At 56.2% G+C, this 15,551-nt stretch carries 13 protein-coding genes; 8 read left to right on the top strand and 5 right to left on the bottom strand.

All coding sequences use genetic code 11. The features are described from left to right. Positions 1-303 precede the first annotated feature (303 nt). Complete coding sequence (locus PI91_RS21115; protein ID WP_039267036.1) at positions 304-1,128, top strand: protein bax; 825 nt, start codon at positions 304-306, stop codon at positions 1,126-1,128. A 39-nt stretch (positions 1,129-1,167) separates the two neighbouring features. Here the strand turns inward: PI91_RS21115 and xylR are convergent, their stop codons facing one another. From xylR to xylF, 4 genes are all read right to left on the bottom strand, one after another. Further along, positions 1,168-2,346 carry a D-xylose utilization transcriptional activator XylR gene (gene xylR, locus PI91_RS21110; protein WP_008502743.1) on the bottom strand — a complete coding sequence of 393 codons (1,179 nt, stop codon included), beginning with the start codon at positions 2,344-2,346 and terminating at the stop codon, positions 1,168-1,170. Between the two features lie 33 nt (positions 2,347-2,379). Continuing rightward, the gene (xylH, locus tag PI91_RS21105; protein ID WP_039267033.1) at positions 2,380-3,561 is read right to left on the bottom strand and encodes a xylose ABC transporter permease XylH; all 1,182 of its coding nucleotides are present in this window, start codon (positions 3,559-3,561) and stop codon (positions 2,380-2,382) included. Next, entirely contained in the window at positions 3,539-5,080 is a 1,542-nt protein-coding gene (locus PI91_RS21100) for a xylose ABC transporter ATP-binding protein (RefSeq protein WP_008502745.1), read from the bottom strand. Before PI91_RS21100 ends, xylH begins: the two co-directional genes overlap by 23 nt. A gap of 72 nt (positions 5,081-5,152) precedes the next feature. Beyond that, positions 5,153-6,145, bottom strand: coding sequence for a D-xylose ABC transporter substrate-binding protein (gene xylF / locus PI91_RS21095; RefSeq protein WP_039267032.1), 993 nt, complete (start codon positions 6,143-6,145; stop codon positions 5,153-5,155). A gap of 371 nt (positions 6,146-6,516) precedes the next feature. Between xylF and xylA the strand changes: the two genes are divergently transcribed. From xylA to PI91_RS21075, 4 genes are all read left to right on the top strand, one after another. Continuing rightward, a complete protein-coding gene (gene xylA, locus PI91_RS21090) occupies positions 6,517-7,839 on the top strand; it encodes a xylose isomerase (protein ID WP_094944770.1) in 1,323 nt (440 codons plus the stop codon). A 67-nt stretch (positions 7,840-7,906) separates the two neighbouring features. Further along, positions 7,907-9,361 (top strand): xylulokinase, encoded by a 1,455-nt coding sequence (gene xylB / locus PI91_RS21085; RefSeq protein ID WP_039267031.1) that lies wholly within the window; start codon positions 7,907-7,909, stop codon positions 9,359-9,361. A 103-nt stretch (positions 9,362-9,464) separates the two neighbouring features. Then, positions 9,465-10,004: an isochorismatase family protein gene (locus tag PI91_RS21080; protein ID WP_008502749.1), complete on the top strand. Its 540-nt coding sequence runs from the start codon at positions 9,465-9,467 to the stop codon at positions 10,002-10,004. Next, positions 10,004-10,924, top strand: coding sequence for a GlxA family transcriptional regulator (locus PI91_RS21075; RefSeq protein ID WP_021242464.1), 921 nt, complete (start codon positions 10,004-10,006; stop codon positions 10,922-10,924). Before PI91_RS21080 ends, PI91_RS21075 begins: the two co-directional genes overlap by 1 nt. Here the strand turns inward: PI91_RS21075 and PI91_RS21070 are convergent. Beyond that, positions 10,917-11,912 (bottom strand): acyltransferase, encoded by a 996-nt coding sequence (locus PI91_RS21070; protein WP_008502751.1) that lies wholly within the window; start codon positions 11,910-11,912, stop codon positions 10,917-10,919. The genes PI91_RS21075 and PI91_RS21070 overlap by 8 nt on opposite strands. A gap of 182 nt (positions 11,913-12,094) precedes the next feature. Between PI91_RS21070 and PI91_RS21065 the strand changes: the two genes are divergently transcribed. The 3 genes from PI91_RS21065 (at position 12,095) to glyS (ending at position 15,551) form a co-directional block, all read left to right on the top strand. Then, positions 12,095-12,400 (top strand): YsaB family lipoprotein, encoded by a 306-nt coding sequence (locus PI91_RS21065; RefSeq protein WP_021242465.1) that lies wholly within the window; start codon positions 12,095-12,097, stop codon positions 12,398-12,400. A gap of 160 nt (positions 12,401-12,560) precedes the next feature. After that, complete coding sequence (gene glyQ / locus PI91_RS21060; RefSeq protein ID WP_003860141.1) at positions 12,561-13,472, top strand: glycine--tRNA ligase subunit alpha; 912 nt, start codon at positions 12,561-12,563, stop codon at positions 13,470-13,472. Positions 13,473-13,481: 9 nt separating this feature from the next. Then, the gene (gene glyS / locus PI91_RS21055) at positions 13,482-15,551 is read left to right on the top strand and encodes a glycine--tRNA ligase subunit beta (protein ID WP_008502753.1); all 2,070 of its coding nucleotides are present in this window, start codon (positions 13,482-13,484) and stop codon (positions 15,549-15,551) included.

The following is a 15,551-nucleotide window of genomic DNA, read 5'->3' as shown; positions in this document are numbered from 1 at the left end:
TGTCGCGGCATTTTTGACCAGTTTGCCAGCAGGCGGGCGGGAAAAACTCATCCCCTGTCGCTTTCTGCCAGGAGGATGCGTGAGGATGAGTGATCTTGCGCAAAATTAGGCAGTTATCTGCGATAACGCACACATTTTTCCAGAAATGATGTTTTTATGAGCAAGTTTCAGGTGACATAGTTTCGGAATTGGACTATTTCTATACGTGCTCTTGAAGTCTATTTTTGATATGATTTGAGATTCCGCTCTCAAATTTGTGAAAAAATAAGGTGTTGGGATGATTACATCCGACCAGGAGACCTAATGATATCGACTCCCATTCGACGATATGGGGCTGCGATACTCATGTTACTCACCACGGCATTTTCGGGTGGGGTGCTTGCGAAGACGCACACGGATACAACGAGTAAGAAAGCCCACGTAATAAAGACGACAAGTAGTAAGGTTAGCAGTAAACAAGAGTATTCTCGCAATAGTGCAAAGAGTAGTTCACTTCCTGATTTGCGAAAATACCCTTCCGGAACACCAAGGAAAAAAGCGTTTCTCCGGACGGTAATGCCTTACATCATGAGTCAAAATGCCGCGATTACTGCGGATCGTAACTGGCTGATTTCCAAACAGTACGATAGCCGCTGGTCGCCATCCGAGCGCGCGCGTCTGAAAGATATCACGAAGCGCTATAAGCTGAGCTGGAACGGGAACACGCGTCGTGTGCCGTGGAATGCTCTCCTTGAGCGTGTGGATATCATCCCGGGCAGCATGGTTGCGACCATGGCTGCAGCCGAAAGCGGCTGGGGAACGTCTAAGCTTGCGCGTAACAACAACAACCTTTTCGGCATGAAATGCGTGAAAGGTCGTTGTACGAATGCGCCTGGCAAGGTGAAAGGCTATTCGCAGTTTGAATCCGTGAAGGATTCCGTGAACGCCTACGTGGTGAATCTGAACACGCACCCGGCCTACTCATCGTTCCGTAAATCACGCGCTCAGCTGCGTAAAGCGGACCAGGAAGTGACGGCCAGTACGATGATCCACAAGCTGAAAGGGTATTCGACGAAGGGACAGAGCTATAACAACTATCTGTTCGCCATGTACCAGGATAACCAGCGCTTAATCGCCGCTCATATGTAATCTCAAAAAAACGCCTTCCACTGGAAGGCGTTTTCTTTTCTATATCAGCACCTCGCTGTGGCGATCCCGGTACTCTTTGGGCGTGGTGTCATACTCTTTGCGGAACACCGAGTAGAAATATTGCAGCGACGGGTAACCGCACATCTGCGAGATTTCGTTGATCGACAGCGACGTGGAAACGAGCAGGCTGCGTGCTTTCTCCAGCTTTTCAGCATGGATGACGGCATGAATGGTTTCGCCCACCTCTTCTTTAAAACGCTTCTCCAGATTCGAACGCGAAATGCCTACCGAATCCAGCACCTGATCGACCTTAATCCCTTTGCAGGCGTGGTTGCGAATATAGTGCATGGCCTGAATGACGGCCGGGTCGCTTAAGGAGCGATAATCGGTCGAGCGGCGTTCCACGACGCGAACAGGAGGCACCAGCAGGCGCTGAAGCGGCAGAGATTCTTTATCCAGCAGGCGGTGCAGCAGCTTCGCCGCCTGATAGCCCATTTGACGCGTGCCCTGAGCCACGGAAGAGAGCGCCACGCGGGACAGATAGCGGGTAAGCTCTTCGTTATCAATACCAATCACGCACAGCTTTTCGGGCACCGGAATGTGTAAGTGTTCGCAGACCTGCAGCACGTGGCGGGCGCGGGCGTCCGTTACGGCAATAATCCCGGTTTGCGGCGGCAGCGTTTGCAGCCAGTCCGCCAGACGGTTCTGCGCGTGCTGCCAGTTTTCCGGGGCGGTTTCCAGCCCCTGATAGACCACGCCGCGATACTTCTCCTGCGCGACCAGCTGGCAAAATGCGTGTTCACGCTCAACGGCCCAGCGCTTGCCGCTGGTGGCGGGTAAACCATAAAACGCGAAGCGATGGACGCCTTTCTCTTTTAAATGGAGAAACGCGGCTTCGACCAGGGCATGGTTATCGGTGGCAATATAGTGAACTGGCGGATAGTGTTCGGGCGAGTGGTAGGAGCCGCCGACGCCCACGATCGGCACGTCGACGTCGATAAGCAGCTGTTCAATGACGGGGTCGTCATAGTCGGCAATGACGCCATCGCCCAGCCAGTCTTTAATGTTCTCCAGACGGGTGCGGAAATCTTCTTCAATAAAAATATCCCATTCGGATTGCGACGCCTGCAAATATTCACCCACGCCTTCTACCACCTGACGGTCATAGGCTTTGTTGGCATTGAATAACAACGTAATGCGGTGACGCTTTTCAAACATGGCTCACTTCCCAATTAAGTCACAATACCGTTATCAGGCCCGTCGCTTGGTGGCCGAGTCCATCCAGACTGCCAGTAAAAGAATGGCTCCCTTGACGATATACTGCCAAAACGTCGGGACGTCCATCATACTCATCCCGTTATCCAACGACGCCATGATAAATGCCCCCATCACCGCGCCCGCGACGCTGCCGATACCCCCTGCGAGGCTGGTGCCACCGATGACGCAGGCGGCGATAGCATCCAGCTCGGCGATGTTGCCCGCGGAGGGAGAACCGGCCCCCAGGCGCGAGCTGAGGATCAGCCCGGCGATGGCGACCATCAGGCCGTTAATGGCGAAGACCGCGAGTTTAGTGCGTTCGACGTTAATCCCCGACAAACGGGCAGCCTCAAGGTTGCCGCCGATGGCATAAATACGGCGGCCAAACGCGGTGCGCGTGGCCATAAACATGCCGCCCAGCAGCAAAAGCGCCAGCAGCAGGACGGGAGTCGGGACACCGCGATAGTCATTCAGAAGCCAGATGGCACCCAGCACAATGACCGCCGTCAGCGCCTGACGTCCCATCACCGAGGTTGATGCTGGCGACGCCAGCCCCAGCGCCTGACGGCGCATGCGTCCACGCCACTGCCACGCGACAAACGCCAGCAGCCCCGCCACGCCGATGGTAAAGCCCACGCCATCCGGGAGATAGCTTTGACCAATCTGCGACATGGCCGCGCTGGTCGGGGAGACGGTGGTGCCGTTAGTAATGCCGATTAAGATCCCGCGGAAGGCCAGCATCCCCGCCAGGGTGACAATGAACGACGGCACTTTACGGTAGGCTACCCACCAGCCGTTCCAGGCCCCCAGAACCAGACCCAGCACCAGCGTGACCGCCACGGTCAGCGGCAGCGGCCAGCCGAGCCAGACGTCAAAAATGGCCGCCACGCCGCCGAGGAGCCCCATCATCGAGCCGACCGACAGATCGATTTCCGCGGAGATAATCACGAACACCATGCCCACGGCCAGAATGCCGGTGATAGCGGTCTGGCGGAGCAGGTTGGAGACGTTACGCGCGCTCAGGTACGAGCCATCCGTCATCCAGGTAAAGAAGAGCATGATGACGATAATGGCCGCGATCATCACGAACACCTGCAGGTTCAGCGCTTTTAGCCCTGCGAACGCACCGGGCGTCGGAACGGCGACTTTGATATCAGACGGATTGCTTTTCGACATGACGTTCGCTCCTTAAAGCGGCTTCCATCACCTGCTCCTGCGTCAGGTTCTGGTTAATCAGGTTGGCTTTCAGTTTTCCCTCGTGCATAACCAGCACACGGTCGCTCAGGCCGAGCACTTCGGGTAACTCAGACGAAATAACAATGACGGCAATCCCTTGCTGTACAAGCTGATTAATCAGTTTGTAGATTTCATATTTGGCGCCGATATCAATCCCGCGCGTCGGCTCATCAAGGATTAATATGCGTGGATTGAGCAGCAGGCAGCGCGCCAGAATCGCCTTCTGCTGGTTGCCGCCGCTCAGGCGGCCAATGGCCAGTTCCGGTGAGGAGGTTTTGACCTTCAGACGGGCAAGCGACTGGAGGATGCACTGCTGCTCCGCGGCATCGTCAAGGCTGCTCAGCGCGCCGGAGAAGCGATCGAGTGCCGCAAGCGTAATGTTTTTCCCCACTGCCATGACCGGCACGATGCCGTCTTTTTTGCGGTCTTCCGGCACCATAGCAATGCCGTGGGCAATCGCCTGCTGGCAGTTGTCGATTTTCACCGGCTGGCCGTCGATATAAATCGTGCCCTCCCAGCGCCCCGGCCATACGCCAAACAGACACTGTACGGCCTCCGTGCGCCCGGCGCCGACTAACCCGGCAATACCGAGAATTTCGCCGCTGTGCAGAGAAAACGAGACGTTATTGACGCGCTTGATGTGGCGGTTAACGGGGTGCCACGCGGTCAGGTTTTCCACGCGCAGCACTTCATCACCTTTGGTGTGAGGCTCATTCGGGTAGAGCGCCGTCAGCTCGCGCCCCACCATCATGGTGATGATGTCATCTTCGCTCATGCCCGCGGCTTCACGCGTGCCGATGTGCTGACCGTCGCGGATCACGCAGATGGTGTCCGAAATGGCTTTGACCTCGTTAAGCTTGTGCGAAATGTAGATACAGGCGATGCCGTGGTTTTGCAGATCGCGGATGATATTGAGCAGAACCGCGGTTTCCTGTTCGGTGAGTGAGGCCGTTGGCTCATCGAGGATCAGCAGCCTGACCTGCTTATTGAGCGCTTTAGCGATTTCAACCAGCTGCTGTTGCCCCAGGCCCAGGTCGCCCACGCGGGTATCCGGTGAAATGTGGAGGCTCACCTGCGCCAGCAGCTTTTCACAACGGAGCGTCATGGTGTCGTAATCCAGCACGCCGTGGCGGGAGATTTCGGCTCCGAGGAAAATGTTCTCCAGCACGGTGAGATGTTTCACCAGCGCCAGTTCCTGGTGGATGATGGCGATACCTTTGCGTTCGGTATCGCGAATGTGAGTTGCCTGGATCACTTCGCCGGCAAAGACGATTTCGCCTTCGTAGCTGCCGTGCGGGTAGATCCCACACAGCACTTTCATCAGCGTTGACTTGCCTGAACCGTTCTCGCCACACAGCGAAACCACTTCGCCGGGATTCAACCGGAGACTGACGTTGTCGACGGCTTTCACCGTGCCGAAGCGCTTGGTGATGCTTTTCATTTCAAGTAAATAAGGCATAACTGCTCCACATAACCCGAGGAAAGAACAGTGCAACGTGATGCGCCCCCGCAGAGCAGGGGCCGCGCCGGATTACAGTTCGCTCTTCTTGTGGAAACCGTCTTTAATGACGGTGGCGTCAATGTTCTCTTTATTGACTTCAATAGGGGTGAGCAGGCGAGCCGGAACGTCTTTCAGCCCGTTATTCAGCGTGGCGTCTGCTTTTGGTTGCTTACCGTTGCCCAGTTCCACGGCGATTTCCGCCGCCGTATTGGCCAACTCGGTAATCGGTTTGTAGACCGTCATGGTTTGGGTGCCGGCGATAATACGTTTTACGCCAGCCAGATCGGCATCTTGTCCTGAAATGGCGACTTTACCCGCCAGCCCCTGGGCGCTCAGGGCCTGAATCGCACCGCCTGCGGTGGCATCGTTGGAGGCCACAACCGCGTCAATTTTGTTGTTGTTGGCCGTCAGCGCGTTTTCCATAATCTTCAGGGCGTTTTCGGGTAACCATCCGTCGGCCCACTGATCGCCAACCACTTTTATTTTCCCGTTGTCGATGTACGGCTTAAGGACCTTCATTTGCCCTTCGCGGAACAGCTTGGCGTTGTTATCTACCGGCGAGCCGCCCATCAGGAAATAATTGCCCTGAGGCACTTTGTCGATCAGGCTTTGTGCCTGTAATTCGCCGACTTTTTCATTGTCGAACGAAATATAATAATCAATGTCCGCATTATTAATCATGCGGTCATAGGCCAGCACTTTTATGCCTTCTTGTTTGGCTTCTTTCACTACGTTACTTAATACCTGGCCGTTATAGGGGATAATGACCAGCACATCGACGCCGCGGTTAATCATATTCTCGATCTGCGACATTTGTGTTTCTTCGTTGCCGTTAGCCGACTGGACAAACACGTTTGCGCCGAGGGATTCCGCTTTTTTCACAAAAATATCGCGATCTTTTTGCCAGCGCTCCAGACGCAGGTCGTCAATCGCCATGCCAATGGCGACCTCCTTGGCATGCCCTGCAAAGCTTGCAAGGAGGAGCGTAGTGCAGAGCGTTAGGGTCAGGTTCTTTATCTTCATAATTATTAGGCCTTTTTGTAGGGGTATGTGTTGCTGAGATAAAAGAAACATTCACTGCTGGGACGCAGCAAATTTTTAACGCGGAAAGGCAGGCTGGCAATTACAGATTTTTATCTTCTCATTATGATATTTGGTTTATTTCTGAATTTATGACCGCGATCGGATTTTAAAATACGTAACGTCTTAATTACCTTTGATTCTGGAATCCGCGCCGAAAAATAGTTCGTCTGCGCATTATTTTGCGAGCCAGCGCACAGTTGTGCATTCTCTCAATAGCAGTGTGAAATAACGTAATTGAGCAACCCAAAATGTCTATTCACTATTACTCCTGTATCAACGACTCGCCGCATACCCTGATTATGGAGCTCAATATGCAAGCTTATTTCGACCAACTCGATCGTGTTCGTTACGAAGGCCCGAAAACGACCAATCCTTTAGCATTTCGTCACTACAACCCGGATGAGCTGGTGCTGGGTAAGCGCATGGAAGATCATCTGCGCTTTGCCGCCTGTTACTGGCATACCTTCTGCTGGAACGGCGCCGATATGTTCGGCGTGGGCTCCTTTGACCGCCCGTGGCAGCAGCCGGGTGAGGCCATCGAGCTGGCGAAACGCAAAGCCGATGTGGCGTTTGAGTTCTTCCACAAGCTGAACGTGCCGTACTACTGCTTCCATGATGTTGACGTGTCGCCGGAAGGGGCGTCGCTGAAAGAGTATCTGAACAACTTTGCGCAGATGGTGGATGTACTGGCGGCAAAACAGCAGCAAAGCGGCGTGAAGCTGCTGTGGGGCACGGCAAACTGCTTCACTAACCCACGCTACGGCGCAGGTGCGGCAACCAACCCGGATCCGGAAGTGTTTAGCTGGGCGGCCACGCAGGTGGTGACGGCAATGAATGCCACGCATCAGCTGGGCGGCGAAAACTATGTCCTGTGGGGAGGCCGTGAAGGCTATGAAACCCTGCTCAACACCGACCTGCGTCAGGAGCGCGAGCAGATTGGCCGCTTTATGCAGATGGTTGTCGACCACAAGCACAAAATCGGCTTCCGCGGCACGCTGTTGATTGAGCCGAAGCCGCAGGAGCCGACGAAGCACCAGTATGACTACGACGTGGCGACGGTGTATGGCTTCCTGAAGCAGTTCGGTCTGGAAAAAGAGATTAAAGTGAACATTGAGGCCAACCACGCCACGCTGGCGGGCCACTCTTTCCACCACGAGATCGCGTCGGCGATTGCGCTGGGCATCTTCGGCTCGGTCGATGCGAACCGCGGCGACCCGCAGCTGGGCTGGGATACCGACCAGTTCCCGAACAGCGTGGAAGAGAATGCGCTGGTGATGTACGAAATCATCAAAGCGGGCGGCTTCACTACCGGCGGCCTGAACTTTGACGCCAAGGTGCGTCGCCAGAGCACCGACAAATACGATCTGTTCTACGGCCACATTGGCGCGATGGACACCATGGCGCTGGCGCTGAAGGTGGCGGCACGTATGATTGAAGACGGCGAGCTCGATAAACGCGTGGCGAAGCGTTACAGCGGCTGGAACAGTGAGCTGGGCCAGCAAATTTTGAAAGGTCAGTTATCGCTTGCGGAGATCGCGAAGTACGCTGAACACCATCAGCTGGCGCCGCAGCACCAGAGCGGGCACCAGGAGCTGCTGGAAAATCTGGTCAATCACTACCTGTTCGATAAATAACGGCATCCAGCTTGTAGGCCCGGTAAGCGCAGCGCCACCGGGCATTTTCACTTAAGGAATCCACTATATGTATATCGGGATCGATCTGGGCACATCGGGTGTGAAAGCCATCCTGTTAAGCGAGCAGGGCGACGTGTTAGCAACGCAGACTGAAAAGCTGCAGGTTTCACGTCCGCATCCGCTGTGGTCGGAACAGGACCCGGAGCAGTGGTGGCAGGCAACGGATCGTGCAATCAAGGCGTTAGGTGAACAGCATTCTCTGCGTGACGTGAAAGCGCTGGGGATTGCCGGGCAAATGCACGGTGCAACCTTGCTGGATAGCGAGCATCGCGTGTTGCGTCCTGCGATCCTCTGGAATGACGGCCGCTGTGCAGAAGAGTGTGCGCTTCTTGAGGAACGCGTACCCACTTCCCGCGCGATCACCGGCAACCTGATGATGCCGGGCTTCACCGCACCAAAACTTTTGTGGGTACAGCGCCACGAGCCGGAGATTTTCCGTCAGGTGGCGAAAGTCCTGCTGCCGAAAGACTATCTGCGCTTTCGCATGACGGGCGATTTTGCCTCCGACATGTCTGATGCCGCCGGCACGATGTGGCTCGACGTGGCGAAACGCGACTGGAGCGAGGCGATGCTGGATGCCTGCTATTTGACCCGTGAACACATGCCCGCCCTGTTCGAAGGTAGCGAGGTAACAGGCACACTGCTGCCAGACGTTGCGGAACGCTGGAATATGTCTGCCGTGCCGGTGGTTGCCGGGGGCGGTGACAATGCCGCAGGGGCCGTGGGCGTCGGCATGGTTGAGGCAGGGCAGGCGATGCTGTCGCTGGGAACCTCTGGCGTCTATTTTGCCGTCAGCGACGGCTATCGCAGCAATCCCGAAAGCGCGGTGCACAGTTTCTGTCATGCGCTGCCTGGAAAATGGCATTTGATGTCGGTGATGCTGAGTGCAGCGTCGTGCCTGGACTGGGCGGCGAAGCTGACCGGGATGGCCGATGTTCCTGCGTTGATTGCCGCAGCACAGCAGGCGGATGAAAATGCCGGTACCGTCTGGTTTTTACCGTATCTGTCCGGCGAACGTACGCCACACAACAACCCTGAAGCGAAAGGGGGGTTCTTTGGCTTAACCCATCAGCATGGTCCGGCAGAACTGGCGCGTGCGGTTCTCGAAGGCGTCGGATATGCGCTGGCCGACGGAATGGATGTGGTGCACGACTGCGGCCTGAAACCCGCAAGCGTCACCCTGATTGGCGGCGGTGCGCGAAGCCCTTACTGGCGACAAATGCTGTCGGACATCAGCGGCTTGCAGCTGGATTTCCGCACCGGTGGCGATGTAGGCCCCGCGCTCGGCGCCGCGCGTCTGGCACAGATTGCTATGAACCCGGAAAAACCGGTTTCACAACTGCTGCCGCAGCTTACGCTTGAACAGGCACATTTGCCTGACGCGGCGCGCCATGCGCGGTACGCGGAAAGGCGCGACGTGTTCCGCAAAATCTACCAGCAGCTGCTGCCGCTGATGACGTAAATTCGCTTGTCCGGGAGAGGCACGAGGATGTCCTTTTTTGGTCTGTGCGTGCCTTCCTTTCCTTGCCAGTATGGTGTCACACCCACTGGCGAGGAGAACCATCATGTCACGCATTGCACTCATCAACATTGATACTCAGCAGTCCTTCCATCACCGCAATTACTGGCAGGAGGATGACATTCCCGCTTTTCAGCAGGCGATGCTGGGGCTGATTGAAGGCTGCCAGGCGCGCGGTATTCCGGTCGTTGATATTTTTCATGTGGATGAAGACGGCCCATTTACGCTGGAAAGCGGCTATGTCAAACCGATGGCCTTTTTGCGTCATCAGCCGGATGTGGTTTTCCAGAAACACGTCCATAATGCCTTCACGGATACCGGGCTCGATCGCTGGCTGCGCGAGCGTGATATCAATAGTGTGATTATCTGCGGCATTCGCACGGAGCAATGCTGTGAAACCACCGCCCGGGTGGCATCCGATCTGGGTTATGCTGTGACCTTTGTGAGCGAGGCAACGCTGACGTTCCCCATGACGTACAAGGGCATTACCCTTAGCGCAGCGGACATTCGCCACCGTACCGAAACGGTACTGTCCGGGCGTTTTGCCGACATTAAAACGGTAGCGGAGACGCTGGAGTCACTGTAATGCCCATCGACGTCTGGTTCGTGATGTTGCCCGGGGTGCTGTCATTAGATATGACGGGCCCGGCAGAAACCTTTGTGCTGGCAGGCGACGCGTTTCGTCTGCATTACATTGGCCCGCAGCCGGAGGTTCCGACGTCGATAGGTCTGACGATGAGCGGCATCCAGCCGTTGCCGGAAAGCCTGTCTCCGGGCAGCTTGCTGGTCCTGCCGGGGGTGAGCGACTCCCGCTTTCAGTTCTCAACCCCGCAGGCGCAGCAGATTCAGCACTGGCTGATGCGCCGGCAGCCGCAGATCCAGCGCCAGGAAATCACCGTGATGTGCGTCTGTTCAGGAGCGTTGCTGGCGGCGAAATCGGGCCTGCTGAATAACCGGCAGTGCACAACCCACCATGACGTTATTAGCCGTTTACGCACCGCGGCCCCTACGGCGACGATTAAAGAAAACCGCATCTTTGTGCAGGACGAGAACATCTGGACCAGCGCGGGGATCACGTCGGGCATCGACCTGGCGCTGCATATGATTAACCGCCTGTGCGGCCCCGAAAAGGCGCTGAATGTGGCGCGCGAGATGGTGGTCTGGTTCCGCCGTTCTGGTGACGATCCCCAGCTCTCCCCGTGGCTACGCTACCGCAATCATCTTCATCCGGCGATTCATCGGGCGCAGGATGCGCTCACCGCCGAGCCGCAAAAAACGTGGAACTTGCCTGATATCGCCGCGCTGGCGCACGTCAGCCCGCGCCATCTCACCCGGCTTTTCCAGACACATTTAGGGATTAGCGTCCGCGATTATCTGGAGCAGCTGCGTCTGGCGGTGGCGGAACAGTGGTTATTGCAGGGGCGCGGCGTGGAGCAGGCTTCCCTGGCGGCAGGGTTTTCCTCCCCGCGCCAGTACCATCGCGCCCGGCAGCGAAGCGTTAGCTGACGAAGCGGCGAACGTCTATTTTTTGCAGCAGCATCGACAGCAGCAGGCTGATCGCCAGGGTCGCAGCAAAAATCCAGATGATATCCAGCACCGGCCAGGTTTTTAGTTCAACCCCTCTTGTCCGAAGCGCGTGGATCACCAGCGCGTGAAAACCGTAAATCCCGAGAGAGTGTCGTGAAATGACGCTCAGTACGGGAAGGGGACGCGCATTCAGGGTGTTTTTAACGAGCGTGAGCAGCGATACGGCACAGATAAAGACCATCGGCCCGCAGTAGAGATACCAGGTATCGGCAAAATTACCGCGCCATTGAAGCTCATGCAGCGTCCCGCGTGAAATCACCGCCACGCCGGCGATAAACAGTGCCCCGCAGAGCCAGTTCAGACCGCGTTTTTGCGTGTCCATCATCCCGATGGCGCGCCCCAGCATGCCGTAAAGCACGTAATAGAAGGTATCGCCGTTGATATACAGGTTCACCGGCAGCCACTCAAATCCGTCGATTTTCTGCGAGACCGTATTCGGGTTGGCGACAATGCCAATCACCACCATCAGGGCCAGAAGCATTTTCCCGCTGACGTTTTTCACCTGAATGAGCGGAGAGACCAGATAGATCACGATAATGGCGAAGAAGAACCACAGGTGGTAGAACACCGGTTTTTGCAGCAAATATTTGAGGGATAACCCGGCGTTAATGGAGGTGAACAGGGTGATATAGAGCAGGGCAACGGCGCTGTAGAACCCCAGGCAGGCCGCGATGCGGATGAAGTGCCGCGGCTGCGCGCTGCGTTCGCCAAAAAAGAGAAAGCCGGAAATCATGAAGAACAGCGGCACGCTGACGCGCGACGCAGAGTTGAGAATATTGGCGATATCCCAGTTAACGGGGCTGATGCTGTGGGCGTTCGTGACGTACCAGGTCGTCGTGTGGATCATGACCACCATCAGACACGCTATTCCTCGCAGGTTATCAATCCAGTTAATTTTTGACGGCATCAGTTCCTCGTATTCCCTGTAAAGTGAGTGTGACTCCCATTGTCCAAAAGTCTTCGTTTGGAAAATTCTGAGTTTTATTCGCAGGCTTGCCGGGAGACCACGAGATTCGCAGAATGGCTGACCATAATCTATAAACGTGTTGATACTAAAAATAACAGCCACTGACCAGGACGGTAATAAAAATGATGATGAAGCGTGTGGCATCACTCATTCTGCTTTTCATGCTGGCAGGATGCAGTGCGCCACAAGAAGCACCAGTGCAAAAAGCCCAGCAGGGCAAAATGAGCCCGGAACGTTCACTGAATATGGAGTCACTCTGCAAGGACCAGGCCGCACGCCGCTATAACTCGGACGTGCAGAAAATCAACGTCACCGGGTTTGAGCGCTTTCAGGGCAGCTATGAGCTCAAGGGCTATACGGCGCGTAAAGAAGGCTTTGTCTGCTCGTTTGATGCGGACGGCCAGTTTTTACACCTCTCCATGCGCTAGCCTGCTCGCATAATCAACAGCCAGACGCCGTCAGCGCCCTGGCGTGAAAGCTTATTTCCCAATTTTCCCTAAACAACCCCGTTTCGTACTGTATATCTTGCAGCCAGCGGGTATACTGGTCCCTTCCATTTAAAACCACACGTATCCAGCACGAAATACTATGCAAAAGTTTGATACCAAGACCTTCCAGGGCCTGATCCTGACCTTACAGGATTACTGGGCTCGTCAGGGCTGTACCATTGTTCAACCTTTGGACATGGAAGTCGGCGCCGGCACTTCACACCCGATGACCAGCCTGCGCGCGTTGGGGCCAGAGCCAATGGCGACCGCGTATGTGCAGCCTTCCCGTCGTCCGACCGATGGTCGTTACGGTGAGAACCCGAACCGTCTGCAGCATTACTATCAGTTCCAGGTGGTGATTAAGCCATCACCCGACAACATTCAGGAACTGTACCTCGGGTCGCTGAAAGAGCTGGGTATGGATCCTACCATTCACGACATCCGTTTCGTGGAAGATAACTGGGAAAACCCAACGCTGGGTGCCTGGGGTCTGGGTTGGGAAGTGTGGCTGAACGGCATGGAAGTGACCCAGTTCACTTACTTCCAGCAGGTTGGCGGTCTGGAATGTAAGCCGATCACCGGTGAGATCACCTACGGTCTGGAACGTCTGGCGATGTACATTCAGGGCGTAGACAGCGTTTACGACCTGGTCTGGAGCGACGGCCCGCTGGGTAAAACCACCTACGGCGACGTGTTCCATCAGAACGAAGTGGAACAATCCACCTATAACTTCGAATACGCGGACGTGGACTTCCTGTTCACCTGCTTCGAGCAGTATGAGAAAGAAGCGCAGCAGCTGCTGGCGCTGGAGACTCCGCTGCCGCTGCCTGCCTACGAGCGTATTCTGAAGGCCGCCCACAGCTTCAACCTGCTGGACGCCCGCAAAGCGATCTCCGTGACTGAACGTCAGCGCTACATTCTGCGTATTCGCACCCTGACCAAAGCCGTTGCAGAAGCTTACTATGCGTCCCGTGAAGCCCTTGGCTTCCCGATGTGCAACCGAAACAAATAAGAGGCGGCCATGTCTGAGAAAACTTTCCTGGTGGAAATTGGCACCGAAGAGCTGCCACCAAAAGCCCTGCGCAGCCTGGCTGAATCTTTTGCTGCGAACGTGACTGCCGAGCTGGATAACGCTGGCCTGGCGCACGGTAAAATTGAGTGGTTTGCTGCTCCGCGTCGTCTGGCGCTGAAAGTGGCAAACCTGGCGGCGTCTCAGCCGGATCGCGAAGTCGAAAAACGTGGCCCGGCGATTGCCCAGGCGTTTGACGCGGAAGGCAAGCCGAGCAAAGCGGCGGAAGGCTGGGCGCGTGGCTGCGGCATCACCGTCGATCAGGCCGAGCGTCTGACCACCGATAAAGGTGAATGGCTGCTGTATCGTGCGCACGTGAAAGGCGAAAGCGCGGAAGCGCTGCTGCCGGATATGATTGCCACGTCTCTGGCGAAGCTGCCCATTCCTAAGCTGATGCGCTGGGGCGCGTCTGACGTGCACTTCGTGCGTCCGGTTCACACCGTGACCCTGCTGCTGGGCGACACCGTTATTCCGGCGACCATTTTGGGCGTGGCGTCCGATCGCGTGATTCGCGGCCACCGCTTTATGGGCGAGCCTGAGTTCACCATCGACAATGCCGACCAGTATCCGCAGATCCTGCTGGAGCGCGGCAAGGTCATTGCTGACTACGAACAGCGTAAAGCCAAAATCAAAGCGGACGCGGAAGACGCGGCGCGTAAGATTGGCGGTAAAGCCGATCTGAGCGACAGCCTGCTGGAAGAAGTGACCTCGCTGGTGGAATGGCCGGTTGTGCTGACCGCGAAGTTCGAAGAGAAATTCCTGGCCGTTCCGGCTGAAGCGCTGGTGTACACCATGAAGGGTGACCAGAAGTACTTCCCGGTCTATGCCAACGACGGCAAGCTGCTGCCAAACTTCATTTTCGTGGCGAACATCGAATCGAAAGATCCGAGCCAGATTATCTCCGGTAACGAGAAGGTCGTGCGCCCACGTCTGGCGGATGCCGAGTTCTTCTTCAACACCGACCGTAAAAAGCGTCTGGAAGATCATCTTCCACGCCTGCAGACTGTACTGTTCCAGCAGCAGCTGGGTACGCTGCGCGACAAGACCGACCGTATCGCGGAGCTGTCCGGCTGGATTGCCCGTGAAATCGGTGCGGACGTTAATCACGCAACGCGTGCTGGCCTGCTGTCTAAATGCGACCTGATGACCAACATGGTGTTCGAATTTACCGACACCCAGGGCGTGATGGGCATGCACTACGCGCGTCACGATGGCGAAGCGGAAGACGTGGCCGTGGCCCTGAACGAGCAGTATCAGCCGCGCTTTGCGGGTGACGAACTGCCGTCTAACCCGGTAGCTTGTGCTGTCGCAATTGCCGATAAGATGGACACCCTGGCGGGTATCTTCGGTATCGGTCAACATCCGAAAGGCGACAAAGACCCGTTTGCGCTTCGTCGTGCTGCGCTGGGCGTGCTGCGTATCATCGTTGAGAAGAACCTGAACCTGGATCTGCAGACCCTGACCGAAGAAGCGGTGCGTCTGTACGGCGATAAGCTGACCAACGCCAACGTTGTGGATGACGTGATCGACTTTATGCTCGGTCGTTTCCGCGCCTGGTATCAGGATGAAGGTTACACCGTCGACACCATTCAGGCGGTGCTGGCGCGTCGTCCGACCCGTCCGGCTGATTTCGATGCGCGTATGAAGGCGGTTTCCCACTTCCGTACGCTGGAAGCAGCATCTGCTCTGGCGGCGGCCAACAAGCGTGTCTCCAACATCCTCGCGAAATCCGACGAAACGCTGAACGAGCGCGTAAACGCCGCGACGCTGAAAGAGCCGGAAGAGATTGCCCTGGCGATGCAGGTTGTGGTGCTGCGCGACAAGCTCGAGCCGGTCTTCGCGGAAGGTCGCTACCAGGAAGCGCTGGTGGAGCTGGCCGAGCTGCGTGACGTCATCGACGCCTTCTTCGAGAAAGTGATGGTAAACGTAGAAGATAAAGAGCTGCGTATTAACCGTCTCTCTATGCTCGAGAAACTGCGTGAGCTGTTCCTGCGCGTGGCGGATATTTCGCTGTTGCAGTAA

The sequence above is a fragment of the Enterobacter sp. FB genome (genome assembly GCF_000805795.1).
GTDB classification, from domain to species: Bacteria; Pseudomonadota; Gammaproteobacteria; order Enterobacterales; family Enterobacteriaceae; genus Enterobacter; species Enterobacter roggenkampii.
Note: the sequence above shows the minus strand (reverse complement) of the source record. Positions and strands in the feature narration are given on the sequence as shown.